Origin of the sequence: Burkholderia sp. MSMB0856, from assembly GCF_001524645.2 — a bacterium.
Lineage (GTDB): Bacteria > Pseudomonadota > Gammaproteobacteria > Burkholderiales > Burkholderiaceae > Burkholderia > Burkholderia diffusa.
In genome coordinates this window covers 1,142,368-1,167,704 of the sequence record NZ_CP013427.1, presented here as the reverse complement: position 1 = coordinate 1,167,704, position 25,337 = coordinate 1,142,368, and the positions used below count along the sequence as shown (strand labels likewise).

The 25,337-nt window shown below is 61.6% G+C and carries 21 protein-coding genes, 2 tRNA genes and 3 rRNA genes; 11 read left to right on the top strand and 15 right to left on the bottom strand.

All coding sequences use genetic code 11. The features are described 5' to 3' along the window. The first annotated feature begins 106 nt into the window (after window positions 1-106). The 3 genes from WS87_RS06600 to WS87_RS06590 are packed head-to-tail and all read left to right on the top strand — an operon-like array spanning window position 107 to window position 2,046. Entirely contained in the window at window positions 107-838 is a 732-nt protein-coding gene (locus WS87_RS06600; protein WP_059820941.1) for an energy transducer TonB, read from the top strand. Window positions 839-872: 34 nt separating this feature from the next. Further along, entirely contained in the window at window positions 873-1,604 is a 732-nt protein-coding gene (locus WS87_RS06595; RefSeq protein WP_059449473.1) for a MotA/TolQ/ExbB proton channel family protein, read from the top strand. 13 nt (window positions 1,605-1,617) lie between these two features. After that, window positions 1,618-2,046: an ExbD/TolR family protein gene (locus WS87_RS06590; RefSeq protein ID WP_006754473.1), complete on the top strand. Its 429-nt coding sequence runs from the start codon at window positions 1,618-1,620 to the stop codon at window positions 2,044-2,046. Window positions 2,047-2,467: 421 nt separating this feature from the next. On the opposite strand, the gene WS87_RS06580 is transcribed toward WS87_RS06590, so the two are convergent. Further along, window positions 2,468-3,445, bottom strand: a complete 978-nt coding sequence (locus WS87_RS06580; RefSeq protein WP_059535546.1) for a LysR family transcriptional regulator — start codon at window positions 3,443-3,445, stop codon at window positions 2,468-2,470. A 122-nt stretch (window positions 3,446-3,567) separates the two neighbouring features. Between WS87_RS06580 and WS87_RS06575 the strand changes: the two genes are divergently transcribed. The 3 genes from WS87_RS06575 to hemP all read left to right on the top strand — a co-directional run bounded on the left by WS87_RS06575 (window position 3,568) and on the right by hemP (window position 5,406). Continuing rightward, the gene (locus WS87_RS06575; protein WP_059820943.1) at window positions 3,568-4,440 is read left to right on the top strand and encodes a pirin family protein; all 873 of its coding nucleotides are present in this window, start codon (window positions 3,568-3,570) and stop codon (window positions 4,438-4,440) included. A gap of 99 nt (window positions 4,441-4,539) precedes the next feature. Further along, complete coding sequence (locus WS87_RS06570) at window positions 4,540-5,022, top strand: SRPBCC family protein (RefSeq protein ID WP_059535558.1); 483 nt, start codon at window positions 4,540-4,542, stop codon at window positions 5,020-5,022. A 138-nt stretch (window positions 5,023-5,160) separates the two neighbouring features. Continuing rightward, complete coding sequence (gene hemP, locus WS87_RS06565; RefSeq protein ID WP_059820944.1) at window positions 5,161-5,406, top strand: hemin uptake protein HemP; 246 nt, start codon at window positions 5,161-5,163, stop codon at window positions 5,404-5,406. A gap of 322 nt (window positions 5,407-5,728) precedes the next feature. Here the strand turns inward: hemP and WS87_RS06555 are convergent, their stop codons facing one another. The 5 genes from WS87_RS06555 to uvrB form a co-directional block, all read right to left on the bottom strand. Next, window positions 5,729-7,126: a 4Fe-4S binding protein gene (locus WS87_RS06555; RefSeq protein WP_059690425.1), complete on the bottom strand. Its 1,398-nt coding sequence runs from the start codon at window positions 7,124-7,126 to the stop codon at window positions 5,729-5,731. Beyond that, window positions 7,123-7,965 carry an FTR1 family iron permease gene (locus tag WS87_RS06550; RefSeq protein ID WP_059820945.1) on the bottom strand — a complete coding sequence of 281 codons (843 nt, stop codon included), beginning with the start codon at window positions 7,963-7,965 and terminating at the stop codon, window positions 7,123-7,125. The genes WS87_RS06555 and WS87_RS06550 overlap by 4 nt, the downstream gene beginning before the upstream one ends. A 58-nt stretch (window positions 7,966-8,023) precedes the next feature. After that, window positions 8,024-8,356, bottom strand: a complete 333-nt coding sequence (locus WS87_RS06545; protein WP_006760846.1) for a cupredoxin domain-containing protein — start codon at window positions 8,354-8,356, stop codon at window positions 8,024-8,026. Between the two features lie 55 nt (window positions 8,357-8,411). Then, window positions 8,412-8,963: an iron transporter gene (locus WS87_RS06540; protein ID WP_057929472.1), complete on the bottom strand. Its 552-nt coding sequence runs from the start codon at window positions 8,961-8,963 to the stop codon at window positions 8,412-8,414. Window positions 8,964-9,182: 219 nt separating this feature from the next. Then, window positions 9,183-11,273 carry an excinuclease ABC subunit UvrB gene (gene uvrB, locus WS87_RS06535; RefSeq protein WP_059535554.1) on the bottom strand — a complete coding sequence of 697 codons (2,091 nt, stop codon included), beginning with the start codon at window positions 11,271-11,273 and terminating at the stop codon, window positions 9,183-9,185. A gap of 250 nt (window positions 11,274-11,523) precedes the next feature. Here uvrB and WS87_RS06525 point away from each other — a divergent pair, with 250 nt between their 5' ends. Then, window positions 11,524-12,723 carry an amino acid aminotransferase gene (locus WS87_RS06525; protein ID WP_059535557.1) on the top strand — a complete coding sequence of 400 codons (1,200 nt, stop codon included), beginning with the start codon at window positions 11,524-11,526 and terminating at the stop codon, window positions 12,721-12,723. Between the two features lie 140 nt (window positions 12,724-12,863). On the opposite strand, the gene WS87_RS06520 is transcribed toward WS87_RS06525, so the two are convergent. Beyond that, a complete protein-coding gene (locus WS87_RS06520; protein ID WP_107938115.1) occupies window positions 12,864-13,652 on the bottom strand; it encodes a 3-hydroxybutyrate dehydrogenase in 789 nt (262 codons plus the stop codon). A 163-nt stretch (window positions 13,653-13,815) separates the two neighbouring features. Here WS87_RS06520 and WS87_RS06515 point away from each other — a divergent pair, with 163 nt between their 5' ends. Together WS87_RS06515 and WS87_RS06510 are read left to right on the top strand one after the other, a co-directional pair. After that, window positions 13,816-14,787: a potassium channel beta subunit family protein gene (locus WS87_RS06515; RefSeq protein WP_059820590.1), complete on the top strand. Its 972-nt coding sequence runs from the start codon at window positions 13,816-13,818 to the stop codon at window positions 14,785-14,787. 111 nt (window positions 14,788-14,898) lie between these two features. After that, entirely contained in the window at window positions 14,899-15,744 is an 846-nt protein-coding gene (locus tag WS87_RS06510; protein WP_059530620.1) for a 23S rRNA (adenine(2030)-N(6))-methyltransferase RlmJ, read from the top strand. Window positions 15,745-15,759: 15 nt separating this feature from the next. Here WS87_RS06510 and WS87_RS06505 read toward each other — a convergent pair whose 3' ends face one another. The 8 genes from WS87_RS06505 to WS87_RS06465 form a co-directional block, all read right to left on the bottom strand. Next, a complete protein-coding gene (locus WS87_RS06505) occupies window positions 15,760-16,095 on the bottom strand; it encodes a hypothetical protein (RefSeq protein ID WP_082750753.1) in 336 nt (111 codons plus the stop codon). A 145-nt stretch (window positions 16,096-16,240) separates the two neighbouring features. Further along, entirely contained in the window at window positions 16,241-16,387 is a 147-nt protein-coding gene (locus WS87_RS06500) for a DUF3563 family protein (RefSeq protein ID WP_006478295.1), read from the bottom strand. A 215-nt stretch (window positions 16,388-16,602) separates the two neighbouring features. Next, window positions 16,603-17,007, bottom strand: coding sequence for a Cu(I)-responsive transcriptional regulator (cueR, locus tag WS87_RS06495; protein WP_059820591.1), 405 nt, complete (start codon window positions 17,005-17,007; stop codon window positions 16,603-16,605). A gap of 293 nt (window positions 17,008-17,300) precedes the next feature. Further along, window positions 17,301-17,413: ribosomal RNA gene (gene rrf, locus WS87_RS06490) — 5S ribosomal RNA — on the bottom strand. 132 nt (window positions 17,414-17,545) lie between these two features. Further along, a 23S ribosomal RNA gene (locus WS87_RS06485) occupies window positions 17,546-20,427 on the bottom strand. Window positions 20,428-20,699: 272 nt separating this feature from the next. Continuing rightward, a tRNA-Ala gene (locus WS87_RS06475) sits at window positions 20,700-20,775 on the bottom strand. 39 nt (window positions 20,776-20,814) lie between these two features. Then, window positions 20,815-20,891 (bottom strand) — tRNA-Ile (locus WS87_RS06470). 64 nt (window positions 20,892-20,955) lie between these two features. Then, window positions 20,956-22,488: ribosomal RNA gene (locus tag WS87_RS06465) — 16S ribosomal RNA — on the bottom strand. The 16S, 23S and 5S rRNA genes sit together here with 2 tRNA genes alongside, the layout of an rRNA operon. A 565-nt stretch (window positions 22,489-23,053) precedes the next feature. Here WS87_RS06465 and WS87_RS06455 point away from each other — a divergent pair. Further along, the gene (locus WS87_RS06455) at window positions 23,054-24,271 is read left to right on the top strand and encodes a DUF2863 family protein (RefSeq protein WP_059533163.1); all 1,218 of its coding nucleotides are present in this window, start codon (window positions 23,054-23,056) and stop codon (window positions 24,269-24,271) included. 208 nt (window positions 24,272-24,479) lie between these two features. Continuing rightward, a complete protein-coding gene (locus WS87_RS06450) occupies window positions 24,480-25,316 on the top strand; it encodes a response regulator transcription factor (RefSeq protein WP_059820674.1) in 837 nt (278 codons plus the stop codon). The last annotated feature ends 21 nt before the right edge of the window (window positions 25,317-25,337 follow it).

Sequence of the window (25,337 nt, the reverse complement as noted above, 5' to 3'; positions counted from 1 at the left end):
GCTGATCGGATTTGTGACCACCGTGTGCATCTCGCTGCTGATCTTCCGCAAGTAATACCGATTCACCCGCCGCGCCCCGGGTGCGACGTCGTTCTTTCAAGCTAACATGCAGGCTTCGCAATCCGCTCCTGCCGGCGTCCTGCCGGCTGCCCCACGTATGAATCCCCGGGTCATCACCGTCGCGGTCGGTGTGCTTGCCGCACATGCGATCATGCTGACGGCCGCGTGGCTCCATCGCAACGCGCCGCCGCCGAAGACGGTCGAAGTCCAGTCGATCACCGCGCAGTTGATCCCGCCTGCGCCGGCCGCTCAGCCGGTTGCGGTCGAATCGGTTGCGCAACCCGCGCCACCGAAGCCCACGCCGCGCGTCAAGCCGAAGGTCGAACCGAAACCGGTACAGAAAGCAGTCAAGCCGACGCCTCAGCCGGTCGCACAATCGCCGTCTCCGACGCCCGCCCCCGCAGCCGATCCGTCACCCGCGCCCACCACACCCGCCGCCGCACCCGCCGCGCCGGCGGCCACGCCCGGTCCGGCCCGTGAGACGATGCAAGTCAGCGCGCCGAAGAACGTATCGGCGCTCAAGTGCAGTTTCGTGAAGCCCACCTATCCGTCGATGTCGCGTCGCCGCGGCGAAACGGGCACGGCCTATGTTCACTTCGTCATCGGCTTGACGGGCAAGATCGAAAGTGTCGAGTTGCAAAAGAGCAGCGGCTACCCGCGCCTCGACGAGGCAGCGCTGGATGCGACACGCGCCAGCACGTGCCCGCCATACCTCGAGAACGGGCAAGCGATCCGCGCCGCCCATACGCTGCCCTTCAACTTCACGCTCGACGATTAACCCGCCTCATTCGAAAGATTCAAAGGAAACAAAAATGCAAAGCTACGGTATCGCGCACGTCTGGGCGCAAGGTGATTTCGTCACGCGCGCCATCGCGATCACGCTGCTCGTGATGTCGGTCCTGTCCTGGATTGTGATCATCGTCAAGGGCTGGAACGTGGTTCGCCTGAACCGTCTCACGAAGAATGCCGAGCAGGCGTTCTGGCATTCGGACGATTTCGACGACGGCATCAAGAAGCTCGGACTCGCCGCATCGACGCCGAGCGACAACCCGTTCCTCGCGCTCGCGCTGTCGGGCAAGGAAGCCGCCGATCACCACCATCAGACGCAACCGCACCTGCACGACCGCATGGACGTGTCGGACTGGGTCACGCGCTGCCTGAAGGACACGATGGACGAAGGCATCTCGCGCATGCAGGCCGGTCTCGCGATCCTCGCGTCGATCGGCAGCACGGCGCCGTTCGTCGGCCTGTTCGGCACGGTCTGGGGCATCTACCACGCGCTGCTCGCGATCGGCGCAACCGGCCAGACGTCGATCGACCAGGTCGCGGGCCCGGTCGGCGAGTCGCTGATCATGACGGCCTTCGGCCTGTTCGTCGCGATTCCCGCCGTGCTCGGCTACAACGCACTGACCCGTGCGAACAAGGGTGTCGTCAGCAAGCTGCGCCGCTTCGCGCACGGCCTGCACGCATACTTCGTGACGGGTGCGCGCCTCGCGTCGTCGTCGGCCCGCGACGGCCTGCGCCTTGCTTCGCGCGCCAGCTGAGACGGGGTGAACCATGGCAATGAACACCGGCTTCAGCGATGACGACGACGATGGCGTGATGAGCGAGATCAACATGACGCCGCTCGTCGACGTCATGCTCGTACTCCTGATCATTTTCCTCGTGACGATCCCGGCGATGCAGCACGCGGTGAAGATCGACCTGCCGCACGCGAGCAGCCAGCCCGTCGACGAAAAGCCGCAGACGGTCGACGTCGCGATCCAGGGCAACGGCACGATCCTGTGGAACGACCAGACGGTCACGCGCGAGCAGTTGCAGGCGCACATCGCGGAAGCGGCACAGCATCAGCCGCAACCGGAGTTGCACCTGCGTGCCGACCGCAAGGTTGCGTATGAGCGTGTGGCCGAAGTGATGTCCGATGCGCAGGCCGGCGGCCTGACGAAGCTCGGCTTCGTGACGGAGCCGACTGCGAAGGCGAAGTAACGCACGCGCGGTTGTCTCGCCGGCCGCACCTCGCCGGCCGCACCTCGCCGGCCGCACCTAGCCGGCCGCACCTAGCCGGCCGCACCTAGCCGGCCGCGCACAAAGTAAAAGGCCTTCATCGCCAGATGAAGGCCTTTTTTCATGCGCACGCGGGCGCCTTCGGGCGGCGGGCTCTTCGGCGGTATCGGTTGCGCCTCGAGCAACGCAAATGCGGCTACCGTGGTCTGCACGGACTGCGCGTTCTGCCCTATCTGGCTCGCAACATATGCGACCACCTGATTCCGCTCAGAACTTCCTTCGCGAAATGGGATTTCAATATAGGCCTGCCCGCGTATGCATTCAAGGTCCCGGCGATTGAAACTTGCGATTGCCGGCGGCGCTTCAATGACAAAACAAATTTGCCACGACGCGCATCTTGCATTCAGGTGGCCGAAGCATCGGCCGCCGTCGCGTCCTGCTTCGCGCGCTCAGGGCACCCCGGTTGCTTGTATTCGCCGTGGTCGAGCTTCTCGACCAGATAGTCGACGAACGCGCGCACCGCGGGCGGCATGCCCTGCCGCGACACGAACACCGCATAGAGTTGCGGCACCGGCAGCGTCCAGCCGGGCATCACCGGCGACAACTGCCCCGCACGCAACGCATTGCCGTACATCATCTCGGGCAGCGCCGCGATGCCGAGGCCGTCGAGCACGGCCTCGCGGATCGTCATCAGATCGGCCGTCACGAGCCGCGGATCGTGCTCGTGCAAATGCCGCGTGCCGTCCGGCGCGATCAGGTTGAACACGTGCCGTCCGTCGACGCTCGGCGTATCGAGCGTCTCGAAGTGCGCCAGATCGTCCGGCACGAGCGGCGGCGCATTCTGGTTCAGCAGGCTCGGCGCGCCGACCAGCATCTGCTCGGTCCGCCACAGCGGCCGCACCACGATGTTCGCGTTCTGCGGCGGCTCCGAGCGCACGCGCAACGCAACGTCGACCGAATCCTCGAACAGGTCGATCACGCGATTCGTCACACGAATGTGCACCTTCACCTCGGGATAGCGGTGGAGGAATTCGGGGAGGATGCGCGACAGCATCGTCTGCGACAACGTCACCGGGACGCTCACGCGCACCGAGCCGCGCGGCGACGCGCGCAGTTGCTGCACGGCGTTCATCGCGGCCTGGGCTTCGGCGAGCATCGCCTGGCAATGCTGGTAGAACAGCTCCCCCGCCTCGGTCAGCGCGAGCTTGCGCGTCGAGCGCTGCAGCAGGCGCACGCCGAGCGCCGCCTCGAGTTCGGTCAGGCGCCGCGACAGGCGCGATTTCGAGATACCGAGCACGCGTTCCGCAGCCGAGAAACCGCCGTGTTCGACGACCTGCGAAAAGTACATGAGGTCGTTCAGGTTGTGTGCATCGATGTTCATGTCATCGTTCCAATTTCAGAACAATCCATTGCGAACCGCCGCAAATCGGACCGTAAAACGCCCAATATAATAGCGCTATGTTTCAAAAATGACGCTATTCCGATGATGCCGAGGGCTTCTGCATGACGACTGCTCGCTCGCCTGACCGCACGTACCCCGCGCTTCGCACGACCGAAGGCGGCGGCTTCGTGGTTCACCGCCCGTTCCCGACCCGGCTGCTGATGGATTTCGATCCGTTCCTGCTGCTCGACGAAATGGGCCCCGTCGACTATGCCCCTGGCGAAGCCAAGGGTGCGCCCGACCATCCGCATCGCGGCTTCGAGACCGTCACCTATGTGCTCGACGGGCGCTTTCGTCATCGCGACTCGGCCGGCCATGCCGGCACGCTCGGCCCCGGCGACGTGCAGTGGATGACGGCCGGCGCGGGCGTCGTGCACAGCGAAATGCCGGATCCCGCGTTCGCGCAGGCTGGCGGACGTTCGCACGGCTTTCAGCTGTGGGTCAACCTGCCGCGGCGCGACAAGCTGATCGCACCGCGCTACCAGGAGATCCCGGCCGCCCGCATCCCGACCGCGACGTCGCCCGACGGCCGGGCGCAGGTCCGCGTGATCGCCGGCGAAGCGTTCGGGGTACGCGCGGCGATCGAGACACGCACGCCGATCCTCTACCAGCATTTCACGCTGCAACCGGGCGCAACGGTCACCCAGCCGGTGCCGGCAGGTTATCGCGTGTTCGCCTATCCGCTCGACGGAGCCGGCCGCTACGGGCCCGACAGGCAGCAAGTCGACGCACGGCAGATGATCGTCTACGGTGACGATGGCGACGCGGTGACGTTCGAAGCCGGCGATACGCCGCTCGAGTTGCTGCTGATCGGCGGCGTGCCGCTCAACGAGCCGATCGTCCGCTATGGCCCGTTCGTGATGAATACCGAGGAAGAGATCCGGCAGGCCGTCGTCGACTACCAGACCGGCCGCATGGGCTGCATCGACGCATGACGTCCGAACGGGGCCGCAGGGACCGCGAAACCGCGCGTTTTGCGTCACAATAACTTCTTGAACCATGTGGCCGCCCGCCACCAGAAGGAACCCGTCCCCTTGAACTTCGAACATCTGATCCAGATCAACTCCGACGATCCGGCCGTGCCGTCCCTCACCCGCGACCAGCTCTGGGAAGGCCTCGTGCTGCGCGCCGAACAGCCGCAGCTGTTCGTGATCGGCCTCGACAGCTGTGTTGTCCATGAACGGACGGACACCACGCTCGAACGCGAGCTGCACTACGGGCATGCAACCGTGCGCGACCGCGTGACGTTCACCCCGAACCAGCAAGTGCGCTACGACATCCATGCGGCCGGCGGCGAAATCGGCGGCTCGCTGACGATGACGATCGAGGAACGCGACGACCACGAGTTGTTCCTGCGCTTCGAGTACCACACGACGCTGACCGTGACGGACGACAGCGAGGAAGCACGCCAGACGCACGGCATCGTCAAGGAAGCGTATCGCACGTCGGACATCGACACGGTGCGCCTGATCCGCGAATACGCACAGGGACGCAAGGACCCCGATCCGCTCCACTGACGTCGGCGGCGGCCTGCGGGCCGCCCCTTTGATTCAAGCTATCGAATTTGTCATACTGATCGATAAAGAGTTTTTGTAAATGGGAATAGTTATCATTTAGAATTCATTCCATCGTATCGACAGTCACCGATCAACCGAATGACCGACACCACGCGCCCGACCACGCTGAGCTTGCGCCGCACGACCGGCACCGCAAGCGCCAACCGTCAGAAGACGGCAGCGGTCACGACGCCGGCGAAACCTGCCGGCAGCCGCGATGCCGGCACCCGGACCCTCAGCAGCGATGCGCTGCTGCAAGGCCACAGCCACATCAGCATCGCGCATAACGGAGAGACGTATCAGTTGCGTGCCACGCGGCTCGGCAAGCTGATCCTGACGAAGTAACGACAGAGTATTGTGGGGACCACCTCCCTGAGAGGTGTTGGGCAGTAGCCAGCGTAACGGCTTGCACGCGAGATCTAGACCCCTTCGTGCAAACACACTCAAGCAGCCGTTGCAGCAAGCCAAGCCACTTTTTTGGTTCTCGCACAAGGAAGAAAAAAAGCGACACGTCCTTCGACGTGTCGCTTTTTTGTTGGGGCGTCTGGATGCAAAGAGAAAGACATCGCGGCTGTCGGCACTTCAGCTTCGGCGGGTTCCGGAGCCCGACAGCGAAATACGCTCGCCTGCTGCTCCGGAGCCCGGCCACAAGGCCGTCAAGACCGCGTCAGAAACCCCAGAACATCAACCACCATGCGCTGTCGACCACGGCCAGGCCTGCCGCGAACCACGCGAATGCCGCCAGTCGACGCGGCCATGCCGCATAGCGCCCCGTCACCTTCCATGCGAGCCAGGCGCTCCATGCGTTCGCGCCGACCAGAATCGCGATGCGAACGTCGGTCGCCCAGCCGAGCGGCACGTGCTCGGCCCGCAGCAGCGACAGCGTCGTCGCCGATAGCCCGAGGAATACGCCGGCTCCCGCAATCGGGATCAGCGCCTGTGCGAGATGATGGAGACGCACGCGGTCGAAACGGCCGAGCATCAGCGTCGCGCCGGCCAGCAGCACGAGCAGCGCGGTGCCATACACAAGCCCCGTGCCGACGATGTAGCTGACGATCAGCCCGCCGTCGAGCCACGAGAACACGTCGTTGCGATCCGGATAGTGCGTGAGCAGGAACCACGGTGCATTCGTCTCGAGCGGCCACGTGATGTCGCGATCGATGAGCCAGCCCGCGAGCCATTGCTTGATCTGCACGAACCACGGGCTGACGGTCCAGTGGAACGCACCGATCGCGACGCCGAGCAGGCCGTACAGGATCAGCGCCGTGTCCCACGGATTCGCCTGCTGCGCGCCGAGGCTCACGACCTCGTCGGAGGGCGAGCGCCACGACAGCGCGATTGCGTCGCGGTGCCCGCTGCAACGGCCGCACATATGGCATGCGGCGGCGCCCTTCATGTTGCGCAACGGCACGAGCGGCGCGCAATTGATCGGAATCACGCGATGCCCGTGCTCGCCGTTCTTGTACGAGCGACGCCAGGCATCCTCATCGACCTTGTAGCGCATCGGCGCGAGCCGCGCGAGCAGCCCGAACACACCGTTGACCGGGCACAGGTACTTGCACCACACGCGCTTCTCGCGGCCGTACAGCACGCCGATCACGATCGCGCCGACGGTCGAGCCGCCGAGCACGAACAGCACGGCGAGCGGGTACTGGTACACGCTCACCATCTGCCCGTAGATCGTCGTGAGCCCGAATGCGACGAACGGCCAACCGCCCCACCGCATCCAGCGCGGAATCGCGCCGCCGCGGCCGAACTTGCTCGCATATTCGGTCAGCGCGCCTTCCGGGCACAGCACGCCGCACCAGACGCGGCCGAGCATCACCATCGACAGCAGCACGAACGGCCACCAGATGCCCCAGAACACGAACTGCGCGATCAGCGTGAGATTGCTCCACAGATGCGCGGAATCGTCCGGCAGCGGCAATACCGCGGGCACGATGATCAGGAACGCGTAGACGGCGACGACGACCCACTGGATGCCGCGGATCACCGCGCCGTGGCGCTGCATCCACTGACCGGCCTGCGCGAGCCAGCCCGGCTTGGCTGCGGCCACAACACTCATGCCGCGCGACCTGCAGGGACGACCGGACGACGGCTCGCGCGCTTCATCAGCAGCCAGACCACCGCCCAGTACACCGCATAGGCGATCAGGTTGGTCAGCGCCGGGTGCGCGCGGTAGCCCGTCAGCGTCGCGACGAGCGAACCGAACGTGCCGGAGTCGTCGAGAATCGACGACGTATCCCACACCTGCGAAATGCCGAGCGGCAGGATTTCCTTGTCGATCAGCTTGTCGACACCGGTCTGGAACAGGCCTGCACCGAGGAACAGCAGCATCACTTCGGTGACGCGGAAGAAATGCCGCCACGAGAAGTACTTGCCGCCGAGCTGCAGCAGATAGAACGTGAAGAACGCAAGGCCCAGGCCGATCACGACCGCGAGCATCTGGCTGGCGTCCACGTGCCCCGACTGACCGAAACCGAGGCCGTACAGGAAGATCACCGTCTCGCTGCCTTCGCGAGCGATCGCGAGCGCGACCAGCACGGCGACGCCCCACCAGTTCGAATCGCGCGTGCTCTGCTGCAGCGACTGCTCCATGTCACGTTTCAGCGTGCGGCCGTGCCGGCGCATCCACAGCACCATCTGCACGATCAGCACGCACGCGATCAGCACCATCGCCGTCTGGAAATAGTCCTGCGCGTCGCCGGACAGCACTTCGGTGAAGCCGACGAGCGCGGCACCGAGACCGATCGCCATCAGCAGACCGACTGCCACGCCCGTCCACAGAAACGGCAGGCCGCGGCGCGCGTCGTCGTCGCCGTTCTTCAGCCATGCATAGAGGATGCCGACGACGAGCAGCGCTTCGACGCTCTCCCGCCAGACGATGAACAAGATCTGACCCATTGAATCCTCCTGACGCGCGGGGCAAGACACTCGTACGCCCGCACGCAGATAAAACGCATTACTTCGCGACGATCACGCCCTGCGCCTGCTGGTGGAAATCATCGAAAAACTTGTATTCGCCCGGCGACAGCGGGGCGACGACCACGAACGAATCGGCGCCCGGCGCGAGCACCTTCTCCTTGCGCAACTGCACGCTCTCGAATTCGGCGGCGCCCTTGCCGGTATTCCTGATCTCGATCTTGAAGCGCTGGCCGGCCGGCACTTCGATGCGGGCGGGGTTCAGCTTGCCGTCCGTCATTTCGAGCTTGAACGTCGGCAGATCGGCGGCATGCGCCGCGCCGGCGAGCCACAGCGCGGCGGCTGCGGCGACGATTTTCTGGGGAAATTTCATTCTGGGTTCTCTGCGCCGACGGCGCGCCGAAGCGCGCCGTCCGTGATGCCACCAATCAGTACCCGCCCTTCTTGCCGATGCCGGCGAACGGGAAGTCATATTCGAGGGTGATGGGCTTGAACCATGCGCCCACGCCCGTTTCCTTGTCGACGTGACGGCCGAACGCCATGTGGCCCGACTGCATCGGCGGCTTGACGGTCATCGTCAGGTGATACTTGCCCGGGCCGGCCAGCTTCACGTTGTCGCCATAGTGCGGGCCGTCGCTCGCGACCATGCCCATCAGGTCGCCTTCGGCCTTCCACTTCGTGTCGCCCTGCTTCGTCAGCTTGTACGTGACCTGCAGGTACGGCATCCAGTCGCCTTCCGCGAAACCCGTCGGGTTGTTCTTGACCGCGTGGATGTCCGCCTCAAGGTGGATATCGGAATCCGACGCCTTGCGCATCATCCCTTCCGGATCCATCGTGATCGGCTGCAGGTACACCGCGCCGATTTCCATGCCGCCCTGGATCTGCTGCTTGCCGATCGGATATTCGGCCGCCGAAGCCGACATCGCGGCAAGCGCCGCCGCTACCGCAACCGACGTGCGGATGAACGAAGAACCCAACATGGACACTCCTTGTTATTTGTCTGGTGACTTGCGCGCCGTCCATCAGAACCGCGTGCTGGAAACACTAACGCAACGAATAACGTTAATGCGAACTATTCTCAATACTTGTGGAGTTTAGCACCGAACCGGCTTCGGAACAAACGAGACACCGTGTAAACCCCTGATCCAACAAGGCTTACAACGGTGTTACCGGAAGATTTCAGTGACGTTTGGAAAGATTTACCGGACGCCGTTGACGTGGTCGCCCACGTTCGCGCCGAACACGCGCTCACGCAGCAACGCAAGCTGGTCGCGCGTGGCCGCGGCTTTTTCGAACTCGAGGTTCTTCGCGTAGTCGGCCATCTGCTTCTCGAGACGCTTGATCTCTTTCGCGATCTGCTTTTCCGACATGTCCTCGAACTTCGCGCGTTGCTGTGCTTCCTTCAGCTCGGCGCGCGCGTCGTCGGCGTTGTACACGCCGTCGATGATGTCCTTGATGCGCTTCACGACGCCGCGCGGCGTGATGCCCATCTTCTCGTTGTGCGCGATCTGCTTCGCGCGGCGCCGCTCGGTCTCGCCGATCGCGCGCTTCATCGACTCGGTCATGTTGTCGGCATAGAGGATCGCCTTGCCGTTCACGTTGCGCGCCGCGCGGCCGATCGTCTGGATCAGCGAGCGCTCGGCGCGCAGGAAGCCCTCCTTGTCCGCGTCGAGAATCGCGACGAGCGACACCTCCGGAATGTCGAGGCCTTCGCGCAGCAGGTTGATCCCGACCAGCACGTCGAACGTGCCGAGCCGCAGGTCGCGGATGATCTCGACCCGCTCCACCGTGTCGATGTCGCTGTGCAGGTAGCGGACCTTGACGCCGTGGTCGGCCAGGAACTCGGTGAGCTGCTCGGCCATCCGCTTCGTCAGCACGGTGATCAGCACGCGTTCGCCGGCGTTCACGCGCGCGTTGATTTCGGTCAGCACGTCGTCGACCTGCGAGCTTGCCGGGCGCACTTCGATTTCCGGATCGACGAGCCCGGTCGGCCGCACCACCTGCTCGGCGACCTGCCCCGTCACGCGCTGCTCGTAGTCGGCCGGCGTCGCCGACACGAACACCACCTGGCGCATCTTGCGTTCGAACTCAGGAAACTTGAGCGGTCGGTTGTCCAGCGCCGACGGCAGCCGGAAGCCATAGTTGACGAGGTTTTCCTTGCGCGCGCGGTCGCCGTTGTACATGCCGTTCAACTGGCCGATCAGCACGTGAGATTCGTCGAGCAGCATCAGCGCGTCGGGCGGCAGGTAGTCGACGAGCGTCGGCGGCGGCTCGCCGGGCGCGGCGCCCGAGAAGTGCCGCGAGTAGTTCTCGATGCCCTTGCAGAAGCCGAGCTCCTGCAGCATCTCGAGGTCGAAGCGCGTGCGCTGCTCGAGGCGCTGCGCCTCGACGAGCTTGCCGTCGCGGTGGAAGAACTCGAGGCGCTCGCGCAATTCGTCCTTGATCGTCTCGACCGCCCGCATCACGGTGTCGCGCGGCGTCACGTAGTGCGACGACGGATACACGGTGAAGCGCGGGATCTTCTGGCGCACGCGCCCGGTCAGCGGGTCGAACAGCTGCAGCGTCTCGACTTCGTCGTCGAACAGCTCGACGCGCACGGCCAACTCCGCGTGCTCGGCCGGGAAGATGTCGATCGTGTCGCCGCGCACGCGGAACGTGCCGCGCTGGAAGTCCTGTTCGTTGCGCGAGTACTGCATCGCGATCAACCGCGCGATCACGTCGCGCTGGCCGAGCTTGTCGCCGGTGCGCAGCGTCAGGATCATCTGGTGATATTCGGACGGGTTGCCGATACCGTAGATCGCCGACACCGTCGCGACGATCACCACGTCGCGGCGCTCCATCAGGCTCTTCGTCGCCGACAGCCGCATCTGCTCGATGTGCTCGTTGATCGACGAATCCTTCTCGATGAACAGATCGCGCTGCGGCACGTACGCTTCCGGCTGGTAATAGTCGTAGTACGACACGAAATACTCGACCGCGTTGCGCGGGAAGAACTCGCGGAATTCCGAGTAGAGCTGCGCCGCGAGCGTCTTGTTCGGCGCGAACACGATTGCCGGGCGGCCGAGCCGCGCGATCGTGTTGGCCATCGTGAAGGTCTTGCCCGAACCGGTGACGCCGAGCAGCGTCTGGAATGCGAGGCCGTCGCCGACACCTTCGACGAGCGTTTCGATCGCGGTCGGCTGGTCGCCTGCGGGCGGATACGGTTGGTACAACTGGAACGGCGACCCTTCGAAGGTCACGAATTTCGATTCGTCGAGCGCGTCGCCGACTTCGGCGTGATGTTCGGACATGGAGTGCGGCCGGAGCGAGGGCAAAAAAACTATTCTAGCGCTTCGCGGCGTTGCGAACCGCTGACGGCTCCTGACGCGCAGCAACCGCCCGAAATCGCAATTCGCCGTTCGATCGCCGCCTTCGGCAGCGTGAATTCGCTACAATGTCACGCTGCTGCGCTTTCCGGCGCCGTGCCCGTTGGCGCGCGGTCTGCTGCGCCCGCCCCGCCGGCTGAAAGCCTGACCCTCTTTTCACTACTGCCGAATCATCATGTCGCTCTTCTCCGCTGTCCAGCTTGCTCCCCGCGACCCGATCCTGGGCCTGAACGAAGCCTTCAACGCCGATACGCGTCCGACCAAGGTCAACCTCGGCGTCGGTGTGTACACGAACGAAGAAGGCAAGATTCCGCTGCTGCGCGCCGTTCGCGAAGCGGAAAAGGCGCGTGTCGACGCCGGCCTGCCGCGCGGCTACCTGCCGATCGACGGGATCGCCGCGTATGACGCAGCAGTGCAGAAGCTGCTGCTCGGCAACGATTCGCCGCTGATCGCCGCGGGCCGCGTCGTCACGGCGCAGGCACTGGGCGGCACGGGCGCACTGAAGATCGGCGCCGATTTCCTGCGCACCGTGAACCCGAACGCAAAGGTCGCGATCAGCGATCCGAGCTGGGAAAACCACCGCGCACTGTTCGAAGCGGCCGGCTTCGAAGTCGTCGCATACCCGTACTACGACGCCGCCACCAACGGCGTGAACTTCGAAGGCATGCTGTCGGCGCTGAACGGCTATGCGGCGGGCACGATCGTCGTGCTGCACGCATGCTGCCACAACCCGACCGGCGTCGACCTGACCGAAGCGCAATGGCAGCAGGTCGTCGAGGTCGTCAAGGCGCGCAACCTCGTGCCGTTCCTCGACATGGCCTACCAGGGCTTCGGCGAGAACATCGAGGCCGATGCCGCCGCGGTGCGTCTGTTTGCCGCTGCCGACCTGAATGCGTTCGTGTCGTCGTCGTTCTCGAAGTCGTTCTCGCTTTACGGCGAGCGCGTCGGCGCGCTGTCGATCATCACGTCGAGCAAGGAAGAAGCGACGCGCGTGCTGTCGCAACTGAAGCGCGTGATCCGCACGAACTACTCGAACCCGCCGACCCATGGCGGCGCCGTCGTCGCGGCCGTGCTCGCGTCGCCGGAACTGCACGCGTCGTGGGTGCAGGAACTCGGCGAAATGCGCGATCGCATCCGCGCGATGCGCAACGGCCTCGTCGAGCGCCTGAAGGCGAGCGGCGTCGATCGCGACTTCAGCTTCATCAACGCGCAGCGCGGGATGTTCTCGTATTCGGGCCTGACCTCGGCGCAAGTCGATCGCCTGCGCGAAGAGTTCGGCATCTACGCGGTCGGCACCGGCCGGATCTGCGTTGCGGCGCTGAACACGCGCAACCTCGATGCGGTCGCCAATGCGGTCGCGGCGGTCCTGAAGTAAGCCGGCGTCGGCGGCAGCAGCCCGCCCTGCCGAAGCAAAAAACGCGCTCCTTGGAGCGCGTTTTTTTATGCCGCTTCACTGCCGGCGAATGCTCCCTGCAGCACGAGCGGCGCGGCCGCCCGTACCGAAGGCCGTTACCGTTACTGCATGAACCAGCCGTGGCTGACGACGACCGACTGGCCCGTGAGCGCGGCGCTCGGGAACGCCGACAGGAACAGCACCGTCTGCGCGACGTCCTGCACCGTCGTGAACACGCCGTCGACCGTGTTGCCGAGCATCACCTTCTTCACCACTTCCTCTTCGCTGATCCCGAGCTCCTTCGCCTGCTCCGGAATCTGCTTGTCGACCAGCGGCGTGCGCACGAAGCCCGGACACACGACGTGCGAGCGCACGTTGTGCTTCGCGCCTTCCTTCGCCAGCACACGTGCCAAGCCGAGCAGCCCGTGCTTGGCCGTCACGTACGCCGATTTCAGCGGCGACGCCTCGTGCGAGTGCACCGAACCCATGTAGATCACGACGCCGCCGCGATCGTCCTTATACATGTGCTTGAGCGCGGCCTTGGTCGTCAGGAACGCGCCGTCGACGTGGATCGCCTGCATCTTCTTCCAGTCGGCGAACGAGTAGTTCTCGATCGGATTGACGATCTGGATGCCCGCGTTCGACACGAGGATGTCGACCGAGCCGAACGTTTCCGCCACCTTGTCGATGCCGCTGTTGACCGCTTCTTCGCTGGTCACGTCCATCGCGACGCCGATCGCCTTGCCGCCTGCCTTGTTGATCTCGTCGGCAACCGCGTTTGCGCCGTCCTGGTTCAGGTCGGCGATCGCGACCGCGGCGCCCGCCTTGGCCAGCTCCAGTGCGATTTCCTTGCCGATGCCGCTTGCGGCGCCCGTGACGACTGCGGTCTTGCCGCTCAGATCTGCTGCCATGTCCGTCTCCTTCCGTTATCGGATCGAAAAAGCGCGCCCCGCTGCATCCGCTTTCGTCGCGCGGTCGTGCAGACAGGCCAGCCGCTATTGTGCACGATCGGCCCCGCCGTTCGCGCGCAAAACGTCTAAGCTTAAGGTCGGTTCCGAGTCGCGGGAGACGCCCATGCACTATCGACGACTAGGCCGCTCCGGCCTGCAGATCAGCGCGCTTTCGCTCGGCTCGTGGGTCACCTACGGCAACCAGGTCGACCAGCGGGTTGCCCGTGAATGCCTTGCGGCGGCCCGCGATGCGGGCGTCAATTTCTTCGACAACGCCGAGGTCTATGCGGGCGGCAAATCGGAGGAAATCATGGGCCAGGCGCTCAAGTCGCTCGGCTGGCCGCGCGTCAGCTATCTCGTGTCCACCAAGTTCTTCTGGGGACTCGCGGAAGCGCCGAACCAATACCACACGCTAAACCGGAAATATCTGCTGAATGCGATCGACGGCTCGCTGCGCCGGCTGCAGCTCGACTATGTCGACCTCGTCTACTGCCATCGCCCCGACCCGAACACGCCGATCGAGGAAACCGTCTGGGCGATGAGCGACATGATCGTACGCGGTAAGGCGCTGTACTGGGGCACGTCCGAATGGAGCGCCGACGAGATCCGCGCCGCGTACGAAATTGCCGAGCGGCACCATCTGCACAAGCCGGTCGTCGAGCAGCCTCAGTACAACCTGTTCCATCGTACCCGGGTCGAGCAGGAATACGCGCGGCTCTATGAAGACTACGGCCTCGGCCTGACGACCTGGAGCCCGCTGGCATCGGGGCTGCTCACCGGCAAGTACCGGAACGGGGTACCGCCGGGTAGCCGCGCGCAACTGCCGGGCTACGACTGGCTCCGCGCCCGGCTGACGGATTCGGCCAGCAACGACGTGGTCGAACGGCTCGGCGCGATCGCGGCCGAATTCGGCTGCAGCACCGCCCAACTGGCGATCGCATGGATACTCGCGAATCCGCGCGTGAGCTCTGTCATTACGGGCGCGTCGCGGATCGAGCAGATCGGCGACAACATGCGCGCGCTCGACGTCGCCGCGAAGCTGACGCCGGAGGTCAAGCAACGTATCGAGGAGGCCGTCGGCGACGCATTCGAGTAAGGCGACTCACGCCCACTCGCGTACAATACGCGGCCGCATTGGCGCGCGGCCCGACGGCCACGCGCAATCGTCCGTTTTCATCGATTCCTCCTTCGTTTCAGGCAGCCCGCCATGCTCAGTTATCGTCACGGTTTTCATGCAGGCAACCACGCGGATGTGCTCAAGCACGCCGTCGTCGTCCAGCTGCTGCGCTACCTGAACAAGAAAGACAAGTCGTACTGGTACATTGACACGCACGCCGGCGCCGGCGTGTATTCGCTGCGCGACGGTTATGCCGCCAAGACAGGGGAATTCGACACCGGCATTGGGCCGCTATGGAACGAAAAGAACCTGCCCGAGGCGCTCGGTGATTACGTCGACGAGGTGCGCGCGCTGAACGACGACGGCGAGCTTCGCTACTATCCGGGCTCGCCGTATCTCGCATGGCGATCGATGCGCGAGCAGGATCGAATGCGCCTGTTCGAAATGCATACGACGGAAATCGACGTGCTGCGTCACAACTTCCGCGATGCGGGGCGCCGTGCAATGATTTTCGCCGGTGACGGCTTCGAGGGCATCAAGGCGCTGCTGCCGCCGCCGCCGCGACGCGCGCTGGTGCTGATCGATCCGTCCTATGAGGACAAGAAGGACTACGCGCGCACGGTGACTTGCGTAACGGAATGCCTCAAACGTTTCGCGACCGGCTGTTACGCGATCTGGTATCCGCAGGTTGCACGGGTGGAATCGCAGCGTTTTCCGGAGCAGCTCAAGCGCCTGCAACCGAACAACTGGCTGCACCTCACGCTGACGGTATCGAATCCGCCGGCAGACGGCCTGGGCCTTTACGGCAGCGGAATGTTCATCCTGAATCCGCCGTACACACTCGCGCAGAGCATGAACGAAGCGCTGCCCTATCTCGTCGAACGCCTGGGGCAGGATAGTGGCGCCCGGTGCCAGATCGAGCAGCGCGGGAACTGAGCGGACGTCTTGCCGTTATGGCTGCGGTCTGGGCGTGGGTCTCTGCTGATTGGCTGGCGACACGCCCCAACCGGGCACATTGATATACGGCGCGACAAACAGCGGGATCGATGAATTCGACCCCTGCCCGGCCGGCGCTCGCATGCCTGCGGGCTCGACGATCGGCTCGGACGATAACGGAGCCGTTTGCAACACCAGGCCGCCCTTGCCATCCTGGATCCCACGTTGTGTATCGAGAATCAGCGGCTTGGACGACGTCGCCGCCCCGGCCGCCACGCCGTGAGCGAGCACGACAGCCCCCAGAACGAGACGCACGCGAGAAACGTGACGCACATCGAGACGCAAGCGCATGGTCGTATTCTTCCGGTTAAAAACAGGCCCATACCATAGCGCCGCGCCGACGATTTCGCCAGATCAAGCGCACAAAAAACAAAGCCCCGTCAACACGGGGCTTGCTTTTCGTTCGGTGCCACACGGCACCTGACGGTGACTCCGATTACAGCGAGTAGCCGTTGGTTTCGAGCGAGCGGATGCGGCTCTCGAGCTGGACGATGTCCGACGACGTGGCGAGGTATGCCTCACGGCGCTCACGTTCTGCGGATTCGAACCAGTTGCTCAGCTTTTCAACGATGTAGGCGATCATGATGTTCTCCAAGGAAGGGGGACCCCTGGCGAATCGAGATTCAGGGATTTCCCGTATAGGGTTATCCCGAATTATAGCGATGCCGCACCAAGATGCTAGTGAAATGCTTGCATGGCAACCATTCCGTTTTGGAATGGCTTGTGAAATATCCGCTTTAACTCATTGATTTTTATGAATATCGAGTCGTGGCCACTTTTCGGCCTGGAGAGTATGCACTAATCTGGTTCACCGATCGGTTCGGCCAGGCGCGCCAAGATCGGGCATTCAGGTCGTTCGTCACCATGGCAGTGCGCGGCGAGATCGGCGAGCGTATTGCGCATATCGCTCAATTCCGCGATGCGTTTGTCGAGTTCAGCCACGTGTTCGAGGGCGATTGACTTCACTTCGACACTGGCGCGGGCGCGGTCCTGCCAAAGCATCAGCAGTTTGCGGATATCCTCGACGAGAAAACCGAGCCGCCGCGCCTGGCGGATGAAGCGCAGGATATGGACTTCGTCCGAACCGTAGATCCGGTATCCAGCGTCGCTACGCTTGCTGGGCGCAAGAAGACCAACCTGTTCGTAGTATCGGATCATTTTTGCGCTGACGCCGGATTCGCGCGACGCGTCGCCGATATTCATTCGCTGCCCTCTCTCTCCATCAAGCACTGGTTCGAACATGAACGTCGAGGCAAGCAACCCGTCGACGACGCTTCTATCGTATCAAATCGGGAGATTTCGTTCCGGCGCGGGCGGTGACGACGGAATCGACGGCAATCCAGATGATTTTATTGAGGTAAGTTGCGGCGAGATCTGCCAGCTCGGGAGAGCATGCAGTTTGCAAGATGTGGACGGTTCTCTGTCATCTCGCGCATTTCCGCCGCGCCAATGCAAAAACCCCCGCCTTGTCGGGCGGGGGTTCTTGGCTTGAGGGAGCCTGACGATTACCTACTTTCACACGGGAATCCGCACTATCATCGGCGTAGAGTCGTTTCACGGTCCTGTTCGGGATGGGAAGGGGTGGGACCGACTCGCTATGGTCATCAGGCAAAGGGGGTTGTCCTGCTGGCGTGGCCAACAGAACCAATCTGGGAAGAAGCAGTAATTTTGAGTTGTGTGTATCACACACGAGAATCAACCAGTCCGACGCGCTGTAGTCAGCGCGAGACAGACTTGTTATAGGATCAAGCCTTACGGGCAATTAGTATCAGTTAGCTGAACGCATTACTGCGCTTACACACCTGACCTATCAACGTCCTGGTCTCGAACGACCCTTCAAGGGGATCTAGTCCCCAGGGATATCTCATCTTAAGGCGAGTTTCCCGCTTAGATGCTTTCAGCGGTTATCTCTTCCGAACATAGCTACCCGGCGATGCCACTGGCGTGACAACCGGTACACCAGAGGTTCGTCCACTCCGGTCCTCTCGTACTAGGAGCAGCCCCCTTCAAATATCCAACGCCCACGGCAGATAGGGACCAAACTGTCTCACGACGTTTTAAACCCAGCTCACGTACCTCTTTAAATGGCGAACAGCCATACCCTTGGGACCGGCTACAGCCCCAGGATGAGATGAGCCGACATCGAGGTGCCAAACACCGCCGTCGATATGAACTCTTGGGCGGTATCAGCCTGTTATCCCCAGAGTACCTTTTATCCGTTGAGCGATGGCCCTTCCATACAGAACCACCGGATCACTATGACCTGCTTTCGCACCTGCTCGACTTGTCGGTCTCGCAGTTAAGCACGCTTATGCCATTGCACTATCAGCACGATTTCCGACCGTACCTAGCGTACCTTCGTACTCCTCCGTTACGCTTTGGGAGGAGACCGCCCCAGTCAAACTGCCTACCATGCACTGTCCCCGACCCGGATCACGGGCCAAGGTTAGAACCTCAAACAAACCAGGGTGGTATTTCAAGGACGGCTCCACCGAAACTAGCGTTCCGGTTTCATAGCCTCCCACCTATCCTACACAGATCGGTTCAAAGTCCAATGCAAAGCTACAGTAAAGGTTCATGGGGTCTTTCCGTCTAGCCGCGGGTAGATTGCATCATCACAAACACTTCAACTTCGCTGAGTCTCGGGAGGAGACAGTGTGGCCATCGTTACGCCATTCGTGCAGGTCGGAACTTACCCGACAAGGAATTTCGCTACCTTAGGACCGTTATAGTTACGGCCGCCGTTTACCGGGACTTCAATCAAGAGCTTGCACCCCATCATTTAATCTTCCGGCACCGGGCAGGCGTCACACCCTATACGTCCACTTTCGTGTTTGCAGAGTGCTGTGTTTTTATTAAACAGTCGCAGCCACCAGTTTATTGCAACCCCTTCACCCTCCTGGCGCAGGCCAGTCAAGCTACAAGGGCGTACCTTATCCCGAAGTTACGGTACCAATTTGCCGAGTTCCTTCTCCCGAGTTCTCTCAAGCGCCTTAGAATACTCATCTCGCCCACCTGTGTCGGTTTGCGGTACGGTCATCGTTAGACTGAAGCTTAGAGGCTTTTCTTGGAACCACTTCCAATTGCTTCGCTCCCTAAGGAGCTCGCGCCACACCCTTGAATCCTGCGCCCGGATTTGCCTAAGCGCCTTCTCCAATGCAGCGACCGGGACTTCCAACACCCGGACAACCTTCCGCGATCCGTCCCCCCATCGCATCTAACAATGGTGCAGGAATATTGACCTGCTTCCCATCAGCTACGCATTTCTGCCTCGCCTTAGGGGCCGACTCACCCTACGCCGATGAACGTTGCGTAGGAAACCTTGGGCTTACGGCGAGGGGGCCTTTCACCCCCTTTATCGCTACTCATGTCAGCATTCGCACTTCCGATACCTCCAGCACCCTTTACAAGGCACCTTCGCAGGCTTACGGAACGCTCTCCTACCATGCGTGCAAAGCACGCATCCGCAGCTTCGGTATATAGCTTAGCCCCGTTACATCTTCCGCGCAGGACGACTCGATCAGTGAGCTATTACGCTTTCTTTAAAGGGTGGCTGCTTCTAAGCCAACCTCCTGACTGTTTTAGCCTTCCCACTTCGTTTCCCACTTAGCTATATTTGGGGACCTTAGCTGGCGGTCTGGGTTGTTTCCCTCTTGACACCGGACGTTAGCACCCGATGTCTGTCTCCCGTGATTGCACTCTTCGGTATTCGGAGTTTGCTATGGCGGGGTAATCTGCAATAGACCCCCCAACCATGACAGTGCTCTACCCCCGAAGGTGAGACACGAGGCACTACCTAAATAGTTTTCGGAGAGAACCAGCTATTTCCAGGTTTGTTTAGCCTTTCACCCCTATCCACAGCTCATCCCCTAACTTTTCAACGTTAGTGGGTTCGGACCTCCAGTACGTGTTACCGCACCTTCATCCTGGCCATGGATAGATCACCTGGTTTCGGGTCTACGCCCAGCAACTGAACGCCCTATTCGGACTCGCTTTCGCTACGCCTGCCCTATACGGTTAAGCTTGCTACTGAACGTAAGTCGCTGACCCATTATACAAAAGGTACGCCGTCACCCCTTACGAGGCTCCGACTGTTTGTATGCATGCGGTTTCAGGATCTATTTCACTCCCCTCCCGGGGTTCTTTTCGCCTTTCCCTCACGGTACTGGTTCACTATCGGTCGATCACGAGTATTTAGCCTTGGAGGATGGTCCCCCCATCTTCAGACAGGATTTCACGTGTCCCGCCCTACTTGTCGCACACCTAGTTCTTTCATACTGTTTTCGCCTACAGGGCTATCACCTGCTATGGCCGCACTTTCCAGAGCGTTCGGCTAACAATACAAATAAAGAGTGCAAGGCTCATCCCATTTCGCTCGCCACTACTTTGGGAATCTCGGTTGATTTCTTTTCCTGCGGTTACTTAGATGTTTCAGTTCACCGCGTTCGCTTCGCATGGCCTATGTATTCAGCCATGGATACTCCAAAAGGAGTGGGTTTCCCCATTCGGACATCTACGGATCAAAGCTCGTTTGCCAGCTCCCCGTAGCTTTTCGCAGGCTACCGCGTCCTTCATCGCCTGTGATCGCCAAGGCATCCACCACATGCACTTGTTCGCTTGACCCTATAACGAGTCTGTCTCGTTACAGGTTGAGTTCTCGCGTTGTGCCGCATTCCAATTGAGTCAAACATAGAGTTCGAATCATCTTGAGATACATCGATACAATCACAACCCGGATAGTTTCCACGTCCATCTCAAGACGCTTCCGCTATCCAAATTACTTACTTCTTCCAGATTGTTAAAGAACGACAGCCGATACATACTCCGTACCGCTCTGACTGGCTCAATCGCCAATGACAAACACTCGAGCACCTCGAACGCTTGTCATTGAAGATTGGTGGAGGCAGACGGGATCGAACCGACGACCCCCTGCTTGCAAAGCAGGTGCTCTCCCAGCTGAGCTATGCCCCCATGAGTACAGATTTGCCTCAGGTACCTACCGCCAGACAATGGTGGGTCTGGTTGGATTCGAACCAACGACCCCCGCCTTATCAAGACGGTGCTCTAACCGACTGAGCTACAGACCCCTGAGTCTGTCTTTAAATTTACAGCCGATAAGCGTGAGCGCTCAATTTTGCGAGATAGCTCTGGAAAGGAGGTGATCCAGCCGCACCTTCCGATACGGCTACCTTGTTACGACTTCACCCCAGTCATGAATCCTACCGTGGTGACCGTCCTCCTTGCGGTTAGACTAGCCACTTCTGGTAAAACCCACTCCCATGGTGTGACGGGCGGTGTGTACAAGACCCGGGAACGTATTCACCGCGGCATGCTGATCCGCGATTACTAGCGATTCCAGCTTCATGCACTCGAGTTGCAGAGTGCAATCCGGACTACGATCGGTTTTCTGGGATTAGCTCCCCCTCGCGGGTTGGCAACCCTCTGTTCCGACCATTGTATGACGTGTGAAGCCCTACCCATAAGGGCCATGAGGACTTGACGTCATCCCCACCTTCCTCCGGTTTGTCACCGGCAGTCTCCTTAGAGTGCTCTTGCGTAGCAACTAAGGACAAGGGTTGCGCTCGTTGCGGGACTTAACCCAACATCTCACGACACGAGCTGACGACAGCCATGCAGCACCTGTGCGCCGGTTCTCTTTCGAGCACTCCCGCCTCTCAGCAGGATTCCGACCATGTCAAGGGTAGGTAAGGTTTTTCGCGTTGCATCGAATTAATCCACATCATCCACCGCTTGTGCGGGTCCCCGTCAATTCCTTTGAGTTTTAATCTTGCGACCGTACTCCCCAGGCGGTCAACTTCACGCGTTAGCTACGTTACTAAGGAAATGAATCCCCAACAACTAGTTGACATCGTTTAGGGCGTGGACTACCAGGGTATCTAATCCTGTTTGCTCCCCACGCTTTCGTGCATGAGCGTCAGTATTGGCCCAGGGGGCTGCCTTCGCCATCGGTATTCCTCCACATCTCTACGCATTTCACTGCTACACGTGGAATTCTACCCCCCTCTGCCATACTCTAGCCTGCCAGTCACCAATGCAGTTCCCAGGTTGAGCCCGGGGATTTCACATCGGTCTTAGCAAACCGCCTGCGCACGCTTTACGCCCAGTAATTCCGATTAACGCTTGCACCCTACGTATTACCGCGGCTGCTGGCACGTAGTTAGCCGGTGCTTATTCTTCCGGTACCGTCATCCCCCGGCCATATTAGGACCAAGGATTTCTTTCCGGACAAAAGTGCTTTACAACCCGAAGGCCTTCTTCACACACGCGGCATTGCTGGATCAGGCTTTCGCCCATTGTCCAAAATTCCCCACTGCTGCCTCCCGTAGGAGTCTGGGCCGTGTCTCAGTCCCAGTGTGGCTGGTCGTCCTCTCAGACCAGCTACTGATCGTCGCCTTGGTAGGCCTTTACCCCACCAACTAGCTAATCAGCCATCGGCCAACCCTATAGCGCGAGGCCCGAAGGTCCCCCGCTTTCATCCGTAGATCGTATGCGGTATTAATCCGGCTTTCGCCGGGCTATCCCCCACTACAGGACATGTTCCGATGTATTACTCACCCGTTCGCCACTCGCCACCAGGTGCAAGCACCCGTGCTGCCGTTCGACTTGCATGTGTAAGGCATGCCGCCAGCGTTCAATCTGAGCCAGGATCAAACTCTTCAGTTTAAACCTGTTACTGTTTTCGGTTCCGTTAAGAACCGGTCGCTCACTCAAAGCTGACAGGTATATGAATCACTTCATAAACCTGACTTACTTTAGTGTGAGACTCTTGATACTTTCGCTTTCTGATCCGAAGATCAGCTCGCGGCCATCAAGCGCCCACACTTATCGGCTGTTAATTTTTAAAGAGCATTTCTGCGAGAAACCTGAAGTTTCCCAGCAGCGCTGCGTTTTCAGCAGCAGAGAAGCGAGATTATGAACCGTCTTTTTCAGCTCGTCAACAACTTTCCGAACTGCTTCGTTGCGACGGCGGGGGTTCAACTTCGTGTGCGCCGGGGTTCCACAACCTACCCTCGACTGCACCGCTTCCCTTCTTCCTCCGCGCTGCGTTTCCGTTAGCGCGAAAGAGGCGTGATTCTAAGCAGCTCCCGGCGATCGCGCAAGGGTTTGATGGATTTTTCTTCATCCTCGCCGATTCAGCCTTCCGGCCATGCCGGAGCACGAGACCGCTTATGGTGCAAAGAACGGACTAGAATGTGAGGTTCTTCGCCCCTTTCTATACGTATTTAATATGCGCCAGCGAATCGCCAAACGCCTCCCCCCCGACGCCGACAAACTGGTCGGCCTGTCGCTTGCGCTCTTCGCCTCGGGCAGCCGCATCGAGGATCGCTTCTGGGAAGCGAAGCTCGATGCGCTACTCGCCAAGATCGTTCGCAACGGCAACCAGACCACGCTCGACGCGGCACTCGACCATCTGCAGCAGAACCACCCTGATGCCTATGGCGCGCTCGCCGACATGGCCGAGACGCATAGTGAATCGATGGTGATCGAGCACGACGGCCAGCCGTACGATGCGCTGCTGGTCGCCGTTCCCGTTCTTGCCTGGACGCGCTACATGATTCCGTCGGGCCCGCTGAAAGGCGACGTCGCCGACGCACTGCGCACGCACCTGCAAGCGCACGTGCTCGCCACCGGCACGCTGGTCGGCCTCGCCCCGTTCCTGTACAGCATCGACCAACTGCCGCGCCACCACGTCGAGACCTACCGGCTCGCCCAGCAGCTCGCGCACGCGGCGCTCGGCCAGCACGCCGCCAAGCTCAGCTTCGGAGACTTGCCCGAAACCTCGCCGATCCTGGCAGACCCACGCTTTCTCCTCGCCGTCGTCGCCGCGCCAGCCGGCGCTCCGCTGTTCCGCTGGCAGGAAGAAGAGCACGGCAATCGGATCGAACGCGGCCAGTGTCTCGAGCAATGGACCGCGCAGGGCGGTCCGAACCTGTCGATTGCTCTCCCCGGCTGCGAGTTCGAATGCCTGCTCCCGGACGCATACTATTCGGCCTGCCGTGATGCGGACGAGCGCATCCGTCCGCACACGGTCCGAACGGCGATCCGTTATCTTTTCGACACACTTGGTACGGCACCGCAAGAGCTGCGCGCCGTGGTCGCAGGCTTCGGCGAGCGACGGATCGACGAGTATCGCGTCGGCTTCACGCGACGCGCCAGCAACGACGTGATCTATGGTGTCGTGTGGCCGCTCTACGGCCGCGAAAACGGCGACGTGTCGATCGACAGCGCGACGCTCGAAGGCGAAGCACCGATCGAAGGGCCGCTCGAGGAGATAGTGAGTCTGCTGAAGGAATGCGGCGTAACCGACGTCCGCCGGCACGCGGGCCGCTTCGAGCCGGAATATTGCGACGACTGCGGCGTGCCGCTCTATGCGGATCCGCTCGGCGAAATTGTCCACGCGGAAATGCCAGAAGACGCCTCGCCCGCCCAACCGCACTTTCACTGATCGTACACCGCAGGCCCGCAGCGCCTGCCCGACGAAGCCGCTCCCGGTTCCAGCCGGAGCGGCTTTTTTTGGTCTGCATTTCCGTCATTCGAAATTTCAGACTTCTCCTAAGCCTTTCAGCCAAGCAGACTTCGTGTAAGGTTTTTGTCATTATCGGATCCAACGCATGCCAACGGCAGCTCAATGACTCACCTTACGGAGGTTGAATATGCGGTTCCTGGTGCTGAACTCAGACGCCGAACGGCGTGACGGACTGAAGGCCCTGCTGCGGCAGATCGACCGTCACGCCAGCATCAACGATGCGCCCGATGGCTTCCAGGCGCGCCGGCTGCTGCGCACCCAGCGCTTCGACCTCGTTGCCATCGACTGGCTGGACGTCGGCCGCCTCTGCGAACTCCAGGCGCTCTGCAGCGCCTGCTCGCCAACGCCCGTCGCGGTACTGATCGACGAATCCACGCCGGAAGCCATCCAGCGCTTCTACAACTATGGCGTCGCGGGTGTGATCCCGCACTCCACACGGCCGCACCTGATCGTGCGGGCGCTCGAAATGGTTCTGCTGGGCGGCCATTACATCCCGCCCATCGCACTCAGCCTGCTGCCCTCCACTGCCGCGGTATGCCACGACGCCCATTTCCAGACGCTCGCCGGATCGCTGCCGCGCCGCCCGCCAAGTGGTCTCCTGTCGCCCAGACAGGCGCAGATCATGCGGTTCGTCCATATGGGCAGCACCAACAAGATGATCGCTCGCACGCTCGGCATCAGCGAAGGCACCGTAAAGATCCACCTCGCCAGCATCTTCCAGCAGCTGGGCGCGGCAAACCGCGCCGCCGCAGTCGCGATCTACAACGGATGGCTGTCGCCGCATCTCGAGGTGTTGCTGGCAAACCGTGATCGTGCAAGCAAGCCCGTCATCGGCGAACGCGGCCCGGTTCCGCTGCGCATGCAACGGAACGACCGCCCATACCCGCTGCCCGCCGCGAACACCGATACCCGGGACCTGCCGCTCGCGGCCGAACCGCCAGCGCGGTTTCGGCGCGAGCGCTGATCGGACAGTATCGATATTGCG